The organism is Kribbella flavida DSM 17836 (assembly GCF_000024345.1).
Lineage (GTDB): Bacteria > Actinomycetota > Actinomycetes > Propionibacteriales > Kribbellaceae > Kribbella > Kribbella flavida.
The window spans coordinates 3,172,009-3,188,070 of record NC_013729.1; the positions used below are offsets into that span (position 1 = coordinate 3,172,009).

Annotated in this window: 14 protein-coding genes and 1 riboswitch; of the genes, 11 read left to right on the forward strand and 3 right to left on the reverse strand. The window is 71.7% G+C overall.

Annotation, left to right across the window (positions count from 1 at the left end; translation table 11 throughout):
• Positions 1-179: 179 nt before the first annotated feature.
• Both KFLA_RS14780 and KFLA_RS14785 read left to right on the forward strand, forming a co-directional pair.
• Positions 180-1,700 (forward strand): alkaline phosphatase D family protein, encoded by a 1,521-nt coding sequence (locus tag KFLA_RS14780; protein ID WP_012920604.1) that lies wholly within the window; start codon positions 180-182, stop codon positions 1,698-1,700.
• A gap of 250 nt (positions 1,701-1,950) precedes the next feature.
• Entirely contained in the window at positions 1,951-4,011 is a 2,061-nt protein-coding gene (locus KFLA_RS14785) for a prolyl oligopeptidase family serine peptidase (protein WP_012920605.1), read from the forward strand.
• A gap of 85 nt (positions 4,012-4,096) precedes the next feature.
• Here the strand turns inward: KFLA_RS14785 and KFLA_RS14790 are convergent, their stop codons facing one another.
• Entirely contained in the window at positions 4,097-5,461 is a 1,365-nt protein-coding gene (locus tag KFLA_RS14790) for an aminotransferase class V-fold PLP-dependent enzyme (protein WP_012920606.1), read from the reverse strand.
• Positions 5,462-5,477: 16 nt separating this feature from the next.
• A riboswitch (SAM riboswitch) is annotated at positions 5,478-5,591 on the reverse strand.
• A gap of 140 nt (positions 5,592-5,731) precedes the next feature.
• Here KFLA_RS14790 and KFLA_RS14795 point away from each other — a divergent pair.
• Both KFLA_RS14795 and KFLA_RS14800 read left to right on the forward strand, forming a co-directional pair.
• The gene (locus KFLA_RS14795; RefSeq protein WP_012920607.1) at positions 5,732-6,250 is read left to right on the forward strand and encodes a DinB family protein; all 519 of its coding nucleotides are present in this window, start codon (positions 5,732-5,734) and stop codon (positions 6,248-6,250) included.
• A 54-nt stretch (positions 6,251-6,304) separates the two neighbouring features.
• A complete protein-coding gene (locus KFLA_RS14800; RefSeq protein WP_012920608.1) occupies positions 6,305-7,105 on the forward strand; it encodes a DUF4184 family protein in 801 nt (266 codons plus the stop codon).
• On the opposite strand, the gene KFLA_RS37945 is transcribed toward KFLA_RS14800, so the two are convergent.
• Together KFLA_RS37945 and KFLA_RS14805 are read right to left on the reverse strand one after the other, a co-directional pair.
• Positions 7,106-7,273, reverse strand: a complete 168-nt coding sequence (locus KFLA_RS37945; protein WP_012920609.1) for a hypothetical protein — start codon at positions 7,271-7,273, stop codon at positions 7,106-7,108.
• Entirely contained in the window at positions 7,273-8,007 is a 735-nt protein-coding gene (locus KFLA_RS14805; protein WP_012920610.1) for a hypothetical protein, read from the reverse strand. The genes KFLA_RS37945 and KFLA_RS14805 overlap by 1 nt, the downstream gene beginning before the upstream one ends.
• Positions 8,008-8,522: 515 nt before the next feature.
• On the opposite strand from KFLA_RS14805, the gene KFLA_RS14810 reads away from it, so the two are divergent.
• The 7 genes from KFLA_RS14810 (at position 8,523) to KFLA_RS14840 (ending at position 15,931) form a co-directional block, all read left to right on the forward strand.
• Complete coding sequence (locus tag KFLA_RS14810) at positions 8,523-11,147, forward strand: FtsK/SpoIIIE family DNA translocase (RefSeq protein ID WP_202797126.1); 2,625 nt, start codon at positions 8,523-8,525, stop codon at positions 11,145-11,147.
• A 3-nt stretch (positions 11,148-11,150) separates the two neighbouring features.
• Positions 11,151-11,831: a hypothetical protein gene (locus KFLA_RS14815; RefSeq protein ID WP_012920612.1), complete on the forward strand. Its 681-nt coding sequence runs from the start codon at positions 11,151-11,153 to the stop codon at positions 11,829-11,831.
• Between the two features lie 90 nt (positions 11,832-11,921).
• Positions 11,922-12,677 carry a helix-turn-helix domain-containing protein gene (locus tag KFLA_RS14820; protein ID WP_012920613.1) on the forward strand — a complete coding sequence of 252 codons (756 nt, stop codon included), beginning with the start codon at positions 11,922-11,924 and terminating at the stop codon, positions 12,675-12,677.
• A gap of 84 nt (positions 12,678-12,761) precedes the next feature.
• A complete protein-coding gene (rimO, locus tag KFLA_RS14825; RefSeq protein ID WP_041290120.1) occupies positions 12,762-14,360 on the forward strand; it encodes a 30S ribosomal protein S12 methylthiotransferase RimO in 1,599 nt (532 codons plus the stop codon).
• The gene (gene pgsA / locus KFLA_RS14830; protein WP_012920615.1) at positions 14,357-14,980 is read left to right on the forward strand and encodes a CDP-diacylglycerol--glycerol-3-phosphate 3-phosphatidyltransferase; all 624 of its coding nucleotides are present in this window, start codon (positions 14,357-14,359) and stop codon (positions 14,978-14,980) included. The genes rimO and pgsA overlap by 4 nt, the downstream gene beginning before the upstream one ends.
• On the forward strand, positions 14,977-15,495 hold the full coding sequence (locus KFLA_RS14835) for a CinA family protein (protein WP_012920616.1): 519 nt from the start codon (positions 14,977-14,979) through the stop codon (positions 15,493-15,495). Before pgsA ends, KFLA_RS14835 begins: the two co-directional genes overlap by 4 nt.
• 151 nt (positions 15,496-15,646) lie before the next feature.
• On the forward strand, positions 15,647-15,931 hold the full coding sequence (locus tag KFLA_RS14840) for a helix-turn-helix domain-containing protein (RefSeq protein ID WP_012920617.1): 285 nt from the start codon (positions 15,647-15,649) through the stop codon (positions 15,929-15,931).
• The last annotated feature ends 131 nt before the right edge of the window (positions 15,932-16,062 follow it).

Genomic DNA, 16,062 nt, shown 5'->3' on the forward strand with positions numbered 1-16,062 from the left:
CACACGCAACTCATGGCTCGGCTGTGCAGAAGTTTGCGTATCCGTCCGGGACGTGGTGGATCCCCTTCGGACGTTGCCATCGTCGGTCCGCCACCAGCAGCGACCAGCTCGGGCTGAGTTGTCAGGCAGTTCGCCTCGACGTCACGCGGGCGTCATTCCCGAGGAGCACCTTCGGCAGCATGAACTTGAGCCGCCGCCAGCTCTTGGCCGCATCCACCGTCGCGGGCGCCTCGCTCGCGGTGCCCGGCGTCGCCGCCGCGGTGCCTTCCGTCGTCCGCCGTGACCGCCCGGGGCTTCCGTCCGGGCTGGCCAGCGGCGACGTGACCGCCAACTCCGCCGTGCTCTGGTCCCGGACCGACCGCCGCTCCCGGCTGGTCGTCGAGCTGACCAGCCACGGCCGGTTCGACCGGGCGATCCGGCTGCGCGGCCCGGTCACCGGGCCGGAGAACGACTTCACCGCGCAGCTGCCGCTGAAGGGGCTGCGGCCCGGGCAGCGCTACGACTACCGGGTGTCTTTCGAGGACGCGTACGGCCGGCGCGGCGAGAGCCGGACCGGGTCGTTCAACACGCCCGGCCGCAACCGCGGGGTCAGCTTCGTCTGGACCGGCGACACGGCCGGCCAGGGCTGGGGCATCAATCCCGACCTCGGCGGCATGATCGCCTACCGCGCGATGCACCGGACCAACCCCGACTTCTTCCTGCACTCCGGCGACAACATCTACGCCGACGGCCCGATCGAGGCCACGGTGTTGGTGGCCGACGGCACCGTCTGGAAGAACGTGGTGACCGAGGAGGTCGCGAAGGTCGCCGAGACGCTGGCGGAGTACCGCGGCCGGTACAAGTACAACCTGCTCGACCACAACGTGCGCGACCTGTACGCCGAGGTGCCGATCGTCAGCCAGTGGGACGACCACGAGACGGTGAACAACTGGTACCCGGGCGAGATCCTCACCGACCCCCGCTACACCGAGAAGTGGGTCGACGTGCTCGCGGCCCGGGCCCGGCAGGCGTTCGTCGAGTACCTCCCGATGCAGCGCCCGGGCGGCCGGGACCGGCTCTACCGCAAGGTCAGCCACGGTCCGCTGCTGGACGTCTTCTGCCTCGACATGCGCACCTACCGCGACGCCAACCCGGCGCCCGGGGTGGCCGGACCGGTCGCGATTCTCGGCGCCGAGCAGGCCGCCTGGCTGGTCCGCGAGGTGGCCGCCTCCAAGGCCGCCTGGAAGGTGATCGCCAGCGACATGCCGATCGGCGTGCTGGTGCCCGACGGCAGCGAGATCGAGGCGGTGGCCAACGGTCTGGCCGGCGCGCCCGGTGGACGGGAGCACGAGATCGCCTGGGTGCTCAGCCAGTTCAAGCGCCGCAAGGTCAAGAACACGATCTGGCTCACCGCGGACGTGCACTACTGCGCCGCGCACCACTACGACCCGGCCCGGGCGGCCTTCACCGACTTCGAGCCGTTCTGGGAGATCGTGGCCGGCCCGATCAACGCCGGCACCTTCGGCCCGAACGCGCTGGACCCGACGTTCGGCCCGAAGCTGGAGTTCGTCAAGGCCGCGGACTTCCCGAACCAGCCTCCGAGCGGTGGCAACCAGTTCTTCGGCCACGTCGCGATCGACCCGCGCACCGAGGTCTTCAGCGTCTCGCTGCGCGACCTGCACGGCACGGTGCTGTGGCGCAAGGACCTGCCGCCGCGCTGAACCACCTCAGGACGGCCCGTCCGACCCGGATCCCGGCGCCTGCGCGGGATGCCGCCCACCGGCGATCCGGATCGGACGGGACGGGCGCGCGCGAAGGCGGTCTGATCCCCCGCCACGGTTAGGTTGGCCCCATGACTGTACTGATGCCGCGCCTGCGGCACGGCGGGTCAAGGGGCTGGAACTCCCGCCCTTCCCTCGTCACTCCGGTCGCTGCGCTCCCTCCATTCCTCAGTGCAGGCCGGGAGGCCCCATGACCGTCGAGTACCCGCACAGCCGTCGTGGTGATGTCGTCGAGACGCTGCACGGACGCGAGATCGCCGATCCGTACCGCTGGCTGGAGGATCCGGATGCGCCGGAGACCATCGACTGGGTGACCCGGCAGAACGCGTTCACCGAGGCCGAGCTGGCGTCGTACCCGGAGCGGGCCTGGTTCCGGGCGACGATGAGCGCGATCCTGGCCCGGCCGCGGGCCGGCGTACCGGTGCGCAAGTCGGGTTGGTACTTCGTCGGCCGCAACGACGGCACCCAGGCCCAGGACGTCGTGTACGTCGCGGAGTCGTTGCCGGCCCTGCTCGACGGCGGCCGGGTGCTGATCGACCCGAACCAGCTGTCCGAGAGCGGCACCGACTCGCTCGGCGGCTTCACGGTCAGCCCGGACGGCAAGTACTTCGCCTACGCGATCAACGAGAGCGGCAGCGACTGGTTGACGTTCCGGCTGCTCGAGGTCGCGACCGGGGCCGCGGTGCACGATGTCGTTGCCGAGGCCAAGTTCTGCGAGGCGACCTGGCTGCCGGACTCGTCGTCGTTCCTGTACGTGCACTACCCGTCCGGCGGGCGCAGCGACGGCACGGAGACGAAGGCGCTCGGCGCCGGCGAGCTCAAGCTGCACCGGGTCGGCACGCCGCAGACCGAGGACGAGCTGGTGCTGCGGCTGGCCGGCAACGACCGGCTGCACTTCGACGTCGAGGTCACCGAGGACGACCGGTACGTCGTGCTGCACATCTTCCAGGGCACCGACCCGCGGACCCGGCTGTGGGTCTACCCGCTCCAGGACGGCGGTCTCGGCGAGCCGGTCAAGGTCATCGACGAGTTCGCCTACGCCGCCGAGTTCGTGCGGATGGCCGGGGACCGGCTGATCCTGCGCACCGACCGGGACGCGCCGCGCGGCCGGATCGTCAGCAGCGACCTGGACGCCACCTTCACCGACGTCGTCCCGCAGCGCGAGGCGACGCTGCTCGCGGTCAGCGGCACGGCGTCCGGCCTGGTCACGGTCTGTCTGGTCGACGCCCAGCCGGTGCTCACCCTGTACGACGTCGACGGCGGCAACACCCGCACCGTGGACGTGGGCGGCGGCGGACTTGTCGGGCTGAACGCGAGCCCTCACCAGGACGAGGTCTTTGTCGGGCTGTCCGCCACGACCGACCCGACCACGTCGTACGCCGTGTCCGCGTCGACCGGGTCCGTCCGGGCGCTGCCGGAGCTGGTGCCGGCCGGTGCGGCGTACACGGCTCCTGAGGTGACCGTGACCCGCCGGCTCGAACCGAGCCGCAAGGTGCCGTACTACGTGGTCAGCCGGGCCGACCTGCCGATCGACGAACCGCGACCGACGCTGCAGTACGGGTACGGCGGCTTCCGCGTCCCGATCTTCGCCGACTACAAGCCGGGCTGGCCCGGTTGGCTGGCTGCCGGGGGAGTGCTGGTGATCACCAACCTGCGCGGCGGCGGCGAGTACGGCAGCGACTGGCACGACGAGGGCCGGCTGAAGAACAAGCAGAACGTCTTCGACGACTTCATCGCCGTCGCTGAGCACCTGCGCGACACCGGCGTGACGACACCCGAGCAGCTGGCGATCCACGGCCGCAGCAACGGCGGTCTGCTCGTCGGTGCGGTGATGGCGCAGCGGCCCGAGCTGTTCGCGGTGGCTCTGCCCGGAGTGGGCGTGCTGGACATGCTGCGCTTCCACCTGTTCACCATCGGCGCCGGCTGGGCCTCGGACTACGGGCTGCCCGACGACCCGGACCAGTTCGAGGACCTGCTGGCCTACTCACCGCTGCACAACCTGCGCGACGGTACGGCGTACCCGGCGACGCTGGTGGTCACCGGGGACCACGACGACCGGGTGGTGCCGTTGCACAGCCACAAGTTCATCGCCGCGCTGCAGCACGCGCAGGCGGGCGATCGTCCGGTTCTGACCCGGGTCGAGGTCGACACCGGCCACGGCTTCGGCAAACCCGCCGCCATGGTCGCCTCGGAATGGGCCGACCTGCTGGCGTTCGCCGCTCACCACACAGGTCTGGATCCGGAGTTGTAGCTGCAGCACTCACCAACCCGTGGTGCCGACGGCCTTGCCGAGCGGTGGGTCGGCCGGTCTCAGCCGGTTGACGAGTGCTGGACGTTCACCAGATCTCGGGAGCGTCCAGGTCGCGCGGGTCGTCGCTCGGCTGACAACCGTGCGCCGACTCCTCGTACTGCGAACGCGGGCCCTGCGTGGCCAGCGTGCGGATCGCACCGACCAGGCGGTCGACGTGCTCGCGGGTGGTCCCGAGTCCCAGGCTCGCGCGGACCGCGGTGCCGTGCTCGGGGGAGTCCTGCAGCAGGTGGCCGACCAGCGGGTGCGCGCAGAACTTCCCGTCCCGCACCCCGATCCCGTACTCCGCCGACAGCGCCGCCGAGACCAGTGTCGAGCTGATGCCCCGGACCGTGAAGCAGACCGTGCCCACGCGGTCGGCCTCGGCGCCGAAGAGCGAGTAGGTGGTCACCTCGGGGATCTGCGCCAGACCGGTCCGAAGCCGGGCGAGCAGACTGCGCTCGTGCTGCTCGATCGCGTCACGGTGCCGGCTCACCGCGGCGCAGGCGGCGGCCAGGGCGATCGCGCCGATGACGTTGGGGGAGCCGCCCTCGTGCCGGGCCGGGCCTTCGTTCCAGACCGTGGTGCCGGCCCCGACCGCCGCGGTCGCGCCGCCGCCGTACAGGTAGGGGTCGGCCGCGTCGAGCCAGTCCGCCCGGCCGATCAGCGCGCCCGCACCGTACGGGGCGTAGAGCTTGTGGCCGGACAGCGCCACCCAGTCGACGTCCAGGGCCGCGATGTCGACCGGCCGGTGCGGAGCGAGCTGGGCGGCGTCCAGACAGGTGCGGGCGCCGTGGGCCCGGGCGACGGCGGCGAGCTCGGCGATCGGGAAGATTTCGCCGGTCACGTTCGACGCACCGGCGACGACAACGAGCCGCGGGCCTTCCGGTGCCTGGCGCAACGCGTCGGCGACAGCGGTCACCGCGCCGGTGCCGGAGGTCGGGGCCGCGAGCCGGATGGTGCGCTCGGCCGGCCAGGGCAGCAGCGCCGCGTGGTGCTCGGACTCGAACACGATCACTGTCGCGTCGGCCGGGACCGCGCGGGCGAGCAGGTTGAGGGCGTCGGTGGTCTGCCGGGTGAAGATCACCTGGTCGTCCTCCCGGGCGCCGACGAAGCCGTGCACCTCGCGGCGGGCCCGCTCGTACCACTGGGTGGTGATCCGGGACGCGTAGCCGTTGCCGCGGTGCACCGACGCGTACGACGGCAGGGCGACCTCGACGGCGCGCCGCACCGACTCCAGGCACGGGGCACTCGCGCCGTGGTCGAAGTTGGCGTAGTCGGTGACCCGGCCGTCGGCCAGCGGGACCAGCAGGTCCGCGCCGACGGTGGCAGGGATGCTGCCGGTGGTGAGCCGTGCGACGGTCGGTCGCGCGGCGGTCGTGGTGGCCGGCTCGAGGATGGAGAGGATCGACATGCTGCTGCTCCCGGGAAGTCCGCACTTGCCGAACGGGGTGTCCGCACGGCCTGGTCCTCACCCGGGGCACCCCACCGCGGAGGAGGGTTGCCGTCCAGCTAGCCGGGGCTTGTCGCTGGCTCTCATGACCTGCCGGAGACGGTAGCCAACGGACTGCTGGGTGCGCCAGCAGCCATCTCGTATTATGAGATAAGCGGCTATATGTTGAGATAACGAGCGCGGCGGCAGAACTCGGATGACGCCTGGGCGGTGGTGGTGCACGATGCTGCGATGACTTGGACCGCACCCGCCGTCGAGCGGCCGGCCGGCTCGCTGGTGGCACCCGAACGCGAGCTACTGGCCGGCTACCTGGACTTCTACCGGACGACGCTGCTGCACAAGTGCGCCGGCTTGACCGCCGAGCAGCTCGCCGAGCGTCCGTCCCCGCCGTCGAACCTGTCCCTGCTCGGCCTGATCCGGCACGCGCGCAAGGTCGAGCGGATCTGGTTCCGGATCCACTTCGCCGCCGGCCCACCGGCCGAGCCGGTCTTCGCGCCCGAGCTCGGCAAGGACGCGGACTTCGAGCTGATCGACGCGGCGAGCGCGCAGGCGGAGTACGAGGCGCTGGTCGAGGAGTGGAAGCTGTCCGACGCAGCCGCCGCGGGCCGGTCGCTCGACGACCGCTTCACGTTCAAGGGCCAGGAGTCGACGCTGCGGATGATCTACGTGCACCTGATCGGCGAGTACGCCAGGCATTGCGGACACGCCGACCTGGTCCGCGAGCAACTGGACGGCGTCACCGGCGCCTGACGCGCGCTGCGGCCGACCTCGCCGGTCGGTCGGGACATCGCCTAGTCTGCGCCTGTGCCCTTCCCGCTGGCCCATCCGGCCGCCGTCCTGCCCTTCGTACGGCGGCCCTTCGTGGCCTCGGCGCTGGTCGCCGGGGCGCTCGCCCCGGACCTGCTCTACCTGGATCCGCTGTACGACCTGGCGACCCGGCAGATTCACGGCAGCTTCACCCTGACCCTCACCCACCAGTTCACTTCGGCGCTGTGGCTGAACCCGCTGCTCGCCTTGCTGGCCCTGGTCGTCTTCCACTGGGTCCTGAAGCGCCCGCTCGTGGCCCTGGCGCCGCCGTCTCTCGCCGGCCGGCTGAAGCCATCCGGCCGGCGACCCACCGCGAACTACTTGCTCTGGGCAGCGATCTCCCTCGTCATCGGCGGATTCACGCACGTCCTGTGGGACTCGTTCACGCACTACGACGGCTACTTCGTTCGCCAGTGGGGCTTCCTCACCGCAAACCTCACCCCGACCTGGGACGTCAACCGGGTGCTGCAGTACCTGAGCAGCATCGGCGGGATCCTGCTCATCGTCCTCTGGCTCTACCGCTGGTGGCAGCGCACAACGCCGGAGCCCGTGGACCCTGAGCGCTACCTTTCACCACCCGCCCGGTACGCCGTGCTGGCCGCGGCGGCTGTCGCCGGCCTGGCCGGCGCGATCGTCACCGTGGTCCGTACGGCCCAGGAAGACGATGCGCGCGTCGGCGAAGCGGTCCTTCGGTTGAGCCTGACCGGCCTCGGCACGGGCGCCGCCGCGGCACTCGCGATGTACGTCGTCGGCTGGCACGTGTTCCGGCGCCGCCGACAACCGGTCACCGCCGTCTGATCACACCCTGGCGCCGAGCAGTCGGACGTCGAACCGGCGGTGCTCGGCGAGCGGCGTGGCCAGTTCGCACGCCCCGGTGGAGATCGTGCAGCGGATGATCGCGGCCCTGGTGTTCTCGCCCGTGTCGGCCACCATCAGCAGATGGTCGTCGTCCTCGGCCATCGCCATCACGAACTCGGCCCCGACCCACTGACGGCGTACGGCTCCGCCGGTCGCGTCGAGGGCGGCGGTGCGCGGCTCGGCTCCACCGGCGCGGAAGTCCTCGCTCGCGACGACGGTCCGGTCGGGTGAAGCCGTCGAGCGAGTACTCGCAGGTGCGGAAGCGACGCTTGCCGGTGGCAAGGTCCGTCAGCGCACTGCAGAAGGTCTGCGCCGCACCGCTGATGCTGTCGACGGCCGCGGTCCCGGCCGTGTTCAGCTTGAAGGCTGCGCACCGTCTTCAGCGCCGTGACCTCGCCGGTCTTCGAGTTCCAGACGTAGGCGGTCTGCGAAGCCGGATAATCGTTGCCCTCAGCACGGAAATGGACCCGGTCGCCGCGGACGCCGAGCACGGTCGTGTGGCCGTACTCCGCGCGCCGCAAGGTCCGTCGTGGCTCGGTGCCGGTCGACTCGATCCAGGAGATGGCGCTGTCCGCGGCGACGGCGTACGCGGCGAGGTCGTCCTCGGGGGAGGTGACCAGACTGGTGACCCCGGCGACGCGCTCGGGGCGGAAGGCTGCCGAGTGCGGGTCGAGCTGCGCGAGCTCGGTTGCCGTTTCGCCCTTCGACAGCACGACCAGCAGGCCGCCGCCGAAGCGGACGGCGTTCTCGATCCGCTGCCGGCCGGGGATGGTCACGTCGGGCCCGGTGCCGCCGCGAACGGTCCGGCCGGCGAGATAGGCCAGCTGGGGCGCGCGGCCCATGGGGAGCCGGGCCGGCTCGAGCTCGACCGTGGTCGGCAGGGAGGCCGGACTGCTCGGACGTGTCGCGGCAGCGGTCGTCGGGACGGCGTGCCACTCGTCGGGACCGGCGTGCCGATCTGAGTCTTCGCCGAGGATGGTCCCGGCGAGGCCGAACCGGTCAGCGGCGCCGCTGAGAACCCGCCTTGCTGCGGCACCTGCCGAGCGGCCAGCACCGCTCCGGTGATCACCGCGGCCACCGTGACGCCGACGATGGGTGCGGCGGTCCGGCGGTTCCACCCTCCACCGCGGCCCAGCCGGCCCCGTGTGTTCCCCACACTCGGCGGTCCTCTCCGTCACGTCGGCGCAGTCCTGTACTCGGATGCTCGGCGCCGCCGACTGGTTCGCCGTCCGGACCGATCTTCGCCTGCGGACGGGTCCGGAGATCCGGCGGCTGCTGCTGTGACGGGACGGAAGGGGCGGCGTGACCGGCGTGTGACACGTGTGACTGCAGTGGTCCTCGGGGTAGCCTGCTGATCATGGCGACCCGCACGTCTTCCCCGGCGCGGGCGCAGAAGTCGGCAGCCAATCGCCCGAGCTCGGCGCGATCGGCCGCCGGTGGACGCTCCCGTCCGTCTGGCGCCCAGAAGCGTGGGCAGAGCGCGAAGCGCGGTGGCAGCACCGCTGCGCGGACCAGCACGCCCAAAACCGGCGGGGGAGCGGGTCCCTTCGCGGCCGCCATGCTCGCCCTCGGGCGCGGCCTGATCAAACTGTGGCTCGGGTTCGCCCACCTGCTCGGCGGCATCGTGCGCGGCGTCGGCAACGGCGCCCGCGACCTCGATCCCGCGCACCGCCGCGACGGCGCCGGACTGTCCCTGATCGGGCTGGCCGTGATCGTCGCGGCCGCGATCTGGTGGGACCTGCCGGGCGCGGTCGGCAACGGCCTCCGCACGGTGGTCAGCGGCAGCGTCGGCATGCTCGGCTGGGCCGTGCCGCTGATGCTGCTCTTCATCGCCCTGCGCACCCTGCGCCACCCGGACCGCAACGGCCCGGCCGGGCGCCAGGTGATCGGCTGGACGTCGATCTCGCTCGGCATTCTCGGCCTGGTCCACATCGCGCACGGCATCCCGCGGCCCAACGACCCGGCCGACGCCCCGCTGCAGGACGCCGGCGGTGCGGTCGGGTACGTCGTCTCCTCGCTGATGTCGGACCTGCTCACCCAGTACGTCGCCGCGCCGCTGCTGGTGCTGCTCGCGGTCTTCGGTGCGCTGGTCGTCACCGGCACCCCGATCTACGCGATCCCGCTGCGGGTGCGCGCCGCGTTCGACGTACTGCTCGGGCGGACCGAGCTCCCCGCGGACGCCCCGTCGGTCGCGGCCGCCTCGGACGACACCGTCCGGCTGACCCGCAAGGAGCGCCGGGCCAAGGCCGCGCTCGACGAGGACGGCGAGCCGACCGTCAAGCCGTACGACTCGCCGGTGCTGGAAGGCCGGGAGCTCGGCAAACGCGGGCGCAAGGCCAAGCCGCCGGTCGACGAGGAGCCGTACGACCTCGACGCCGACGCGGAGAGCAACGCGGCCGCCGCGGTGGCCGGTGCCGCCAGCCCGGTGGTCAAGCCGAGCAAGCCGGAGTCCGCTCCCGAACCGCCGCCGCACACGCCGCTGCCGCAGCGGGTCGAGCAGCTCAGCCTGTCCGGCGACATCACCTACACGCTGCCCGACGGCCAGATCCTGAAGCCGGGTTCGGTGCACAAGGCCCGGACCAAGGCCTCCGACGCGGTTGTCGACCGGCTGACCGAGGTGTTCGACCAGTTCGGCATCGACGCCCAGGTCACCGGCTACACCCGCGGCCCGACGGTGACGCGGTACGAGGTCGAGCTCGGCTCGGCGGTGAAGGTCGAGAAGGTCACCGCGCTCAGCAAGAACATCGCCTACGCGGTGGCGTCGGCCGACGTCCGGATCCTGTCGCCGATCCCGGGCAAGTCCGCGATCGGCATCGAGATCCCGAACGTCGACAAGGAGATCGTCAGCCTCGGCGACGTGATCCGGTCGGCGACCGCCCGCAACGACCACCACCCGATGGTGGCCGGGCTCGGCAAGGACGTCGAGGGCGGCTTCGTGGTCGCGAACATGGCGAAGATGCCGCACCTGCTGGTCGCCGGCGCGACCGGCTCCGGCAAGTCGTCGTTCGTGAACTCGCTGATCACCTCGGTGCTGATGCGGGCCACCCCGGACGAGGTCCGGATGATCCTCGTCGACCCCAAGCGGGTCGAGCTGAACAACTACGAGGGCATCCCGCACCTGATCACCCCGATCATCACCAACGCGAAGAAGGCCGCCGAGGCGCTGCAGTGGGTCGTGCGCGAGATGGACATGCGCTACGACGACCTGGCGGCGTTCGGCTTCCGGCACGTCGACGACTTCAACAAGGCCGTCCGGGGCGGCAAGGTGAAGCCACCGCCGGGCAGCGAGCGGGTGCTCACGCCGTACCCGTACCTGCTGGTGATCGTCGACGAGCTGGCCGACCTGATGATGGTCGCCCCGCGCGACGTCGAGGACTCGATCGTCCGGATCACCCAGCTGGCCCGGGCGGCGGGCATCCACCTGGTGCTGGCGACCCAGCGGCCGTCGGTGGACGTGGTCACCGGTCTGATCAAGGCGAACGTGCCGTCCCGCCTCGCCTTCGCCACCTCCTCGCTGGCCGACAGCCGGGTCATCCTGGACCAGCCCGGCGCGGAGAAGCTGGTCGGTCAGGGCGACGGCCTCTTCCTGCCGATGGGCGCGAGCAAGCCGATGCGGATCCAGGGCTCCTGGGTCACCGAGAGCGAGATCCGCGCGGTGGTCGAGCACTGCAAGGAGCAGCTGCAGCCGACGTACCGCGAGGACGTCACCGCTGTGGCCGGTCCGAGCAAGGACCTGGACGACGAGATCGGCGACGACCTCGACCTGGTCGTGCAGGCCGCCGAGCTGATCGTGTCCACCCAGTTCGGTTCCACGTCGATGCTGCAACGCAAGCTCCGGGTCGGCTTCGCCAAGGCGGGCCGGCTGATGGACATCCTGGAGAGCCGGGGAGTGGTCGGGCCGAGCGAGGGCTCCAAGGCCCGCGACGTCCTGGTCAAACCGGACGACCTAGAGGACTTCGTCGCCACCCTGCGAGGAGAGTGAGCCGTGACGGCCCATACGACCATGCCCCGCGGCCAGTTCGAGCCCGGACGCTTCGAGACGACCCAGCACGACGCCACCCGGCGCGGCACCGGCGCCGGGCAGCACCCCGCCGGTTCGTACGAGGCGGCGCAGTTCGACCCGGCGGAGTACGAGGGCGACCCCGGCCCGGGGACGAGCGAGTTCACCGTCCGCGCCTCGCAGAAGGTGCACGGCGGCCTGGCCGTCGGCGCCGCGCTGGTCGCGATCGGGTTCGCGGTGACCGGATCGACCAGCTCGACCGGCGTCCTGCGCTGGGTCGCGGCGCTCGGCTTCGGCGCGCTCGCCGTGGTCTGCGCCCGGGCCCTCACGGTCGGGGACATGCTGGTCGCCGACCGGGTCGGGATCCGGCTGCGGATCGGCGACGAGTGGATCGGCACCCGCTGGGAGGAGATCGAGCAAGTCACCGTGCTGCGCCGCCGGCACCCGCTGGACGACGGCCGGATCGCGCTGCACCTGCTCGACCCCGGACCGGTGCTGGCCGACCTGCCCGCCGCGACGCGCAGGACGACTGACGCCAATCGTCGGCTCACCGGGACCTCACTCGCGGTACCGTTCGGATTGACGGCACGGCCGTCGAACGGGGAAGTGGTACAGACACTGCACATGCTGGCCGACGCCAGATGTCCGGTCAGGGAACAGCTCTGACCTTGCCGTGACCCCGTCGAGCCAGAACCGTTGACTGTGAAGTCGACGGCTCTGCACACGCAACCGGGACGGTGGAGAGGCGGTGGGGACGTGAGCATCGGCAGCGAGCTCACCGCGGCCCGCGAACGCGCGGGCCTGTCGATCGAGCAGTTGAGTGCCGCGACCCGGATCAGGTCGGGCCTGCTGCTCGCGATGGAGGCCGACGACTTCACCCGGTGCGGCGGTGCCTTCTACGCCCGCGGCCACCTCCGGGCGATCGCGCGGGCGGTCAAGGTCGATCCGGCGCCGCTGCTGGCACAGTTCGACGAGACGCAGCCACCGGTGGAGGAGGGCCACCGCCACCGCGAGGACCTGCCCGAGTTGCACAAAAGCCGGCTGTACGCGGTGCGCCCGCGCTGGGCGGTCGTCGTCGGCGCGGTCCTGGTCGGACTGATGGGCTGGGGCATGGTGCGCCTGTTCACCGTGCCGAATGACGTCGAGGCCAGCGCCACCGCGACCACGGCGACGCCGGTGGTCACCACGCCGGCTCCCAAGCCGGTCGGGGCGAAGCCACCGGTGAAGCCGGCCGCCACCCCTGCCGGGCCGTCCACGCCCAGCAGGCTCGTCGTGACGCTGAAAGCGGCGAACGGCGGCACGTACGTGACGTTGCGGAACTTCTTCGGCGAGAAGCTCTTCCAGGGCCTGCTCGGCACCGGCTCCACCCAGACCGTCACCTACCCCGGCACGATCCGGGTCAGTGTGGGCTCGACGGACAACCTGGTCCTGTTCATCAACGGCCAGCAGACCGACCTCACCGCCGAGCGCTTCCTGATCACTCCCACCGGCACCATCCAGCAGATCTCCTGACGCCCTGGCCGAGAACGGCTGCGCGGCTGTGACGTGCAGCGGCTGGTTATGGGCGCGGCGGGGGCAGCAGTCATACTCGGGGTGATGACTACGAACGCCACGACTGTCGCCCTGGTCACGCTGGGCTGTGCTCGCAACGATGTCGACTCCGAGGAGCTGGCCGGCCGTCTGGAAGCCGGTGGATTCCGGCTGGTCGAGGACGCCGCCGACGCGGACACCGTGGTGGTGAACACCTGCGGATTCGTCGAGGCCGCCAAGAAGGACTCGGTCGACACGCTGCTCGCCGCCTCCGACTACAAGGACTCCGGCCGCACCCAGGCCGTCGTCGCCGTCGGCTGCCTGGCCGAGCGGTACGGCGAGCAGCTCGCCGAGGCGTTGCCGGAGACCGACGCCGTCCTGGGATTCGACGACTACGCGGACATCTCCGACAAGCTGCGGTCGATCCTGTCCGGGACCAAGCACCAGGCGCACGTCCCGCGGGACCGCCGCAAGCTGCTGCCGCTGGCCCCGGCCGACCGCGCCGCCGCACACGGGGTGGCTCTGCCGGGCCACGGCGACACGGCTCATGGCACCACCTCGCCGGCCGACCAGCCCTCCGCCGAAGCCGGTGAGCTCGCGGCCGGCGCGAAGGCCGAGCTGAAGGGACGGGCGGTCAAGGCGACCGAGCTCACCATCGACGCGCCTGACCTGGCCAGCGCGCCGGCCAGCGGACCGCGCGTCGTCCGGCGCCGCCTGGACGGTGGACCGATGGCCCCGCTGAAGCTGGCGTCGGGCTGCGACCGTCGCTGTGCCTTCTGCGCGATTCCCGCGTTCCGCGGCGCGTTCGTCTCCCGCCGCCCGACCGAGGTGCTGGGCGAGGCGCAGTGGCTCGCCGAGCACGGGGTCCGCGAGGTCTTCCTGGTCTCCGAGAACTCCACGTCGTACGGCAAGGACCTCGGCGACCTGCGGCTGCTCGAGACCCTCGTCGGCGAGATCGCCGCGGTGCCGGGTCTGACCCGGGTCCGGGTGTCGTACCTGCAGCCGGCCGAGATGCGGCCGACGCTGATCACCGCGATGACCTCCACCCCGGGCGTCGTGCCGTACTTCGACCTGTCCTTCCAGCACGCGTCCGGCCCGTTGCTGCGGCGGATGCGGCGCTTCGGCGACGCGGAGCGGTTCCTCGAGCTGATCGAGCAGGTCCGCGGGCAGGCGCCGACGGCCGGGATCCGCAGCAACGTGATCGTCGGCTTCCCCGGCGAGACCGAGCAGGACGTGGACATCCTGTGCGACTTCCTGTCCCGCGCCGGGCTCGACGCCATCGGCGTCTTCGGGTACTCCGACGAGGACGGCACCGAGGCCGAGACCTACGACGGCAAGCTGGACGAGGACACCATCGCGGCCCGGCTGGACCGGGTCACCCGGCTGGCCGAGGACCTGACGTCGGCGCGGGCCGAGGCCCGGATCGGCGAGACGGTCGAGGTCCTGGTCGAGTCGATCGACGGCGACACCGCCGAGGGGCGCGCCGCCCACCAGGGCCCGGAGGTCGACGGCTCCACGACGCTCACCGGCCTGCCGGCCGGTCTGGCCGTCGGGGACCTGGTCACCGCCGAGGTGGTCGGCAGCGAAGGCGTCGATCTGGTCGCCCAGTACGCCGCGCACGTCCGGCCCCAGGAAGTCGTCCGGGCCGTTAACCTGACCGCGTGACGATCCCGCCGACGAATCCGGTGCCGCGTGCGGCCGCCGGCCCGATCAGCGCGCCGAGCGCCTGGAACGTGGCGAACGCGCTGACGGTGCTGCGGCTCGTCCTGGTGCCGTTGTTCGTCTGGCTGCTGCTGCGCGACGCAGGCAGCGACGACGGCAACCGGCTGCTGGCCACCGCTGCCTTCGTGGTGGCGATCGTCACCGACCGGTTCGACGGGGACATCGCCCGCCGGTGGAACCTGGTCACGAACTTCGGCAAGATCGCGGACCCGATCGCGGACAAGGCGCTCACCGGCGCCGCGTTCATCGGGCTGTCGGTGCTCGGCGACCTGCCGTGGTGGGTCACCGTGGTGGTGCTGGTCCGCGAGTGGGGCGTCACCGCGCTGCGGTTCTGGGTCATCCGGCACGGGGTGATGCCGGCCAGCCGCGGCGGCAAGCTGAAGACGGTGCTGCAGGCGATCGCTCTGGGGCTCTACCTGCTTCCGTGGCACGCGGTGGCGATCCTGCACTGGACCGCCGTGGCCTTCATGGCGGCGGCCGTGATCGTGACGCTCGTGACCGGCCTCGACTACGTCGGCCGCGCGGTCCGCCTCCGCGCCGCGGCGAAGCGGCCGCTGCCATGAGCGTGGACGGGGTGTCGGCGAGCCTGGGCGAAACGCTGTCGGCCTTCGTGGCCCAGCTGAAGACGCAGGGAGCCACCGTGGCGACCGCCGAGTCGCTGACGGGTGGACTGGTCGGCGCGACGCTCACGGACGTGGCCGGTGTCTCGGCTGTCTACCGCGGAGGGGTCGTCGTTTACGCGACTGACCTGAAGGCGACGCTGGCCGGCGTACCCGACGATGTCCTGGCCGCTGTCGGCCCCGTGCACGCCGACACGGCCAAGGCCTTGGCCACGGGCGTCCGGGAGCGTCTGGGGGCCACCTACGGCCTCGCGACGACCGGTGTGGCGGGGCCGGACCCGCAGGCGGGCATCGCGGCCGGCACGGTGTACGTGGCCGCCGCCGGACCGGACGCCGTCCGGGTCCGCAAGCTGGCGCTGAGCGGGGACCGGGCCGCTGTCCGGCGAGCCAGTGTCGAGGCCGTGTTGCGTCTCGCCGTCGAGTTGATGGCGGAAGATCCCGACCACCCGGAGTGTTGAGACCACCATGGGCACAGGTAGGGCAGACTGGCACGGCGCACCGAAGCTGGACGTTGCGACGAGTACTGACCCGGCAACGGGTACCGTTGGTCCCCACGGTCGATCTACGGTGCGAGTAGATTCGGTCCGCCAGGCGGAAGGGAGAAACCTCATGGTGCTGGTTCGTGGCCTGCTGGGCGACGTACTGCGGCGTAAGCGGCTGCGCCAGGGGCGCACTCTGCGCGAGGTGTCCGCCGAGGCCCGGGTGAGCCTGGGCTACCTCTCCGAGGTGGAGCGCGGCCAGAAGGAAGCCTCGAGCGAGCTGCTCGCCGCCATCTGCACGGCCCTCGACGTCCCGCTGTCCACGGTCTTCGCCGAGGTCAGTGAAGATTTGGCCCGCGAAGAAGCGCTCGTTCTCGCCCACCGAGCCATCGAGCCCGAGGTCGTCGCCGCCTGACCAGCCGTCCCTTGCCCGCACGGCCGGCGGCGATCGGCCGGCGCGGCGGGTGTGTGCGGTTTGGTTCACCGTCGACGCCGCATGCCTCGGCCGCCTAGGCCGCCGTACCCGTCGTGGTCGGTCAGCGCGAT

Excerpts from the sequence above, each read along its gene's own strand:
- KFLA_RS14780 (WP_012920604.1), top strand. The coding sequence starts at position 180 with ATGAACTTGAGCCGCCGCCAGCTCTTGGCCGCATCCACCGTCGCGGGC.
- KFLA_RS14785 (WP_012920605.1), top strand. The coding sequence starts at position 1,951 with ATGACCGTCGAGTACCCGCACAGCCGTCGTGGTGATGTCGTCGAGACG.
- KFLA_RS14790 (WP_012920606.1), bottom strand. The coding sequence starts at position 5,461 with ATGTCGATCCTCTCCATCCTCGAGCCGGCCACCACGACCGCCGCGCGA.
- KFLA_RS14795 (WP_012920607.1), top strand. The coding sequence starts at position 5,732 with ATGACTTGGACCGCACCCGCCGTCGAGCGGCCGGCCGGCTCGCTGGTG.
- KFLA_RS37945 (WP_012920609.1), bottom strand. The coding sequence starts at position 7,273 with ATGGCGATGGCCGAGGACGACGACCATCTGCTGATGGTGGCCGACACG.
- KFLA_RS14805 (WP_012920610.1), bottom strand. The coding sequence starts at position 8,007 with ATGGGCCGCGCGCCCCAGCTGGCCTATCTCGCCGGCCGGACCGTTCGC.
- KFLA_RS14810 (WP_202797126.1), top strand. The coding sequence starts at position 8,523 with ATGGCGACCCGCACGTCTTCCCCGGCGCGGGCGCAGAAGTCGGCAGCC.
- rimO (WP_041290120.1), top strand. The coding sequence starts at position 12,762 with ATGACTACGAACGCCACGACTGTCGCCCTGGTCACGCTGGGCTGTGCT.
- KFLA_RS14835 (WP_012920616.1), top strand. The coding sequence starts at position 14,977 with ATGAGCGTGGACGGGGTGTCGGCGAGCCTGGGCGAAACGCTGTCGGCC.
- KFLA_RS14840 (WP_012920617.1), top strand. The coding sequence starts at position 15,647 with ATGGTGCTGGTTCGTGGCCTGCTGGGCGACGTACTGCGGCGTAAGCGG.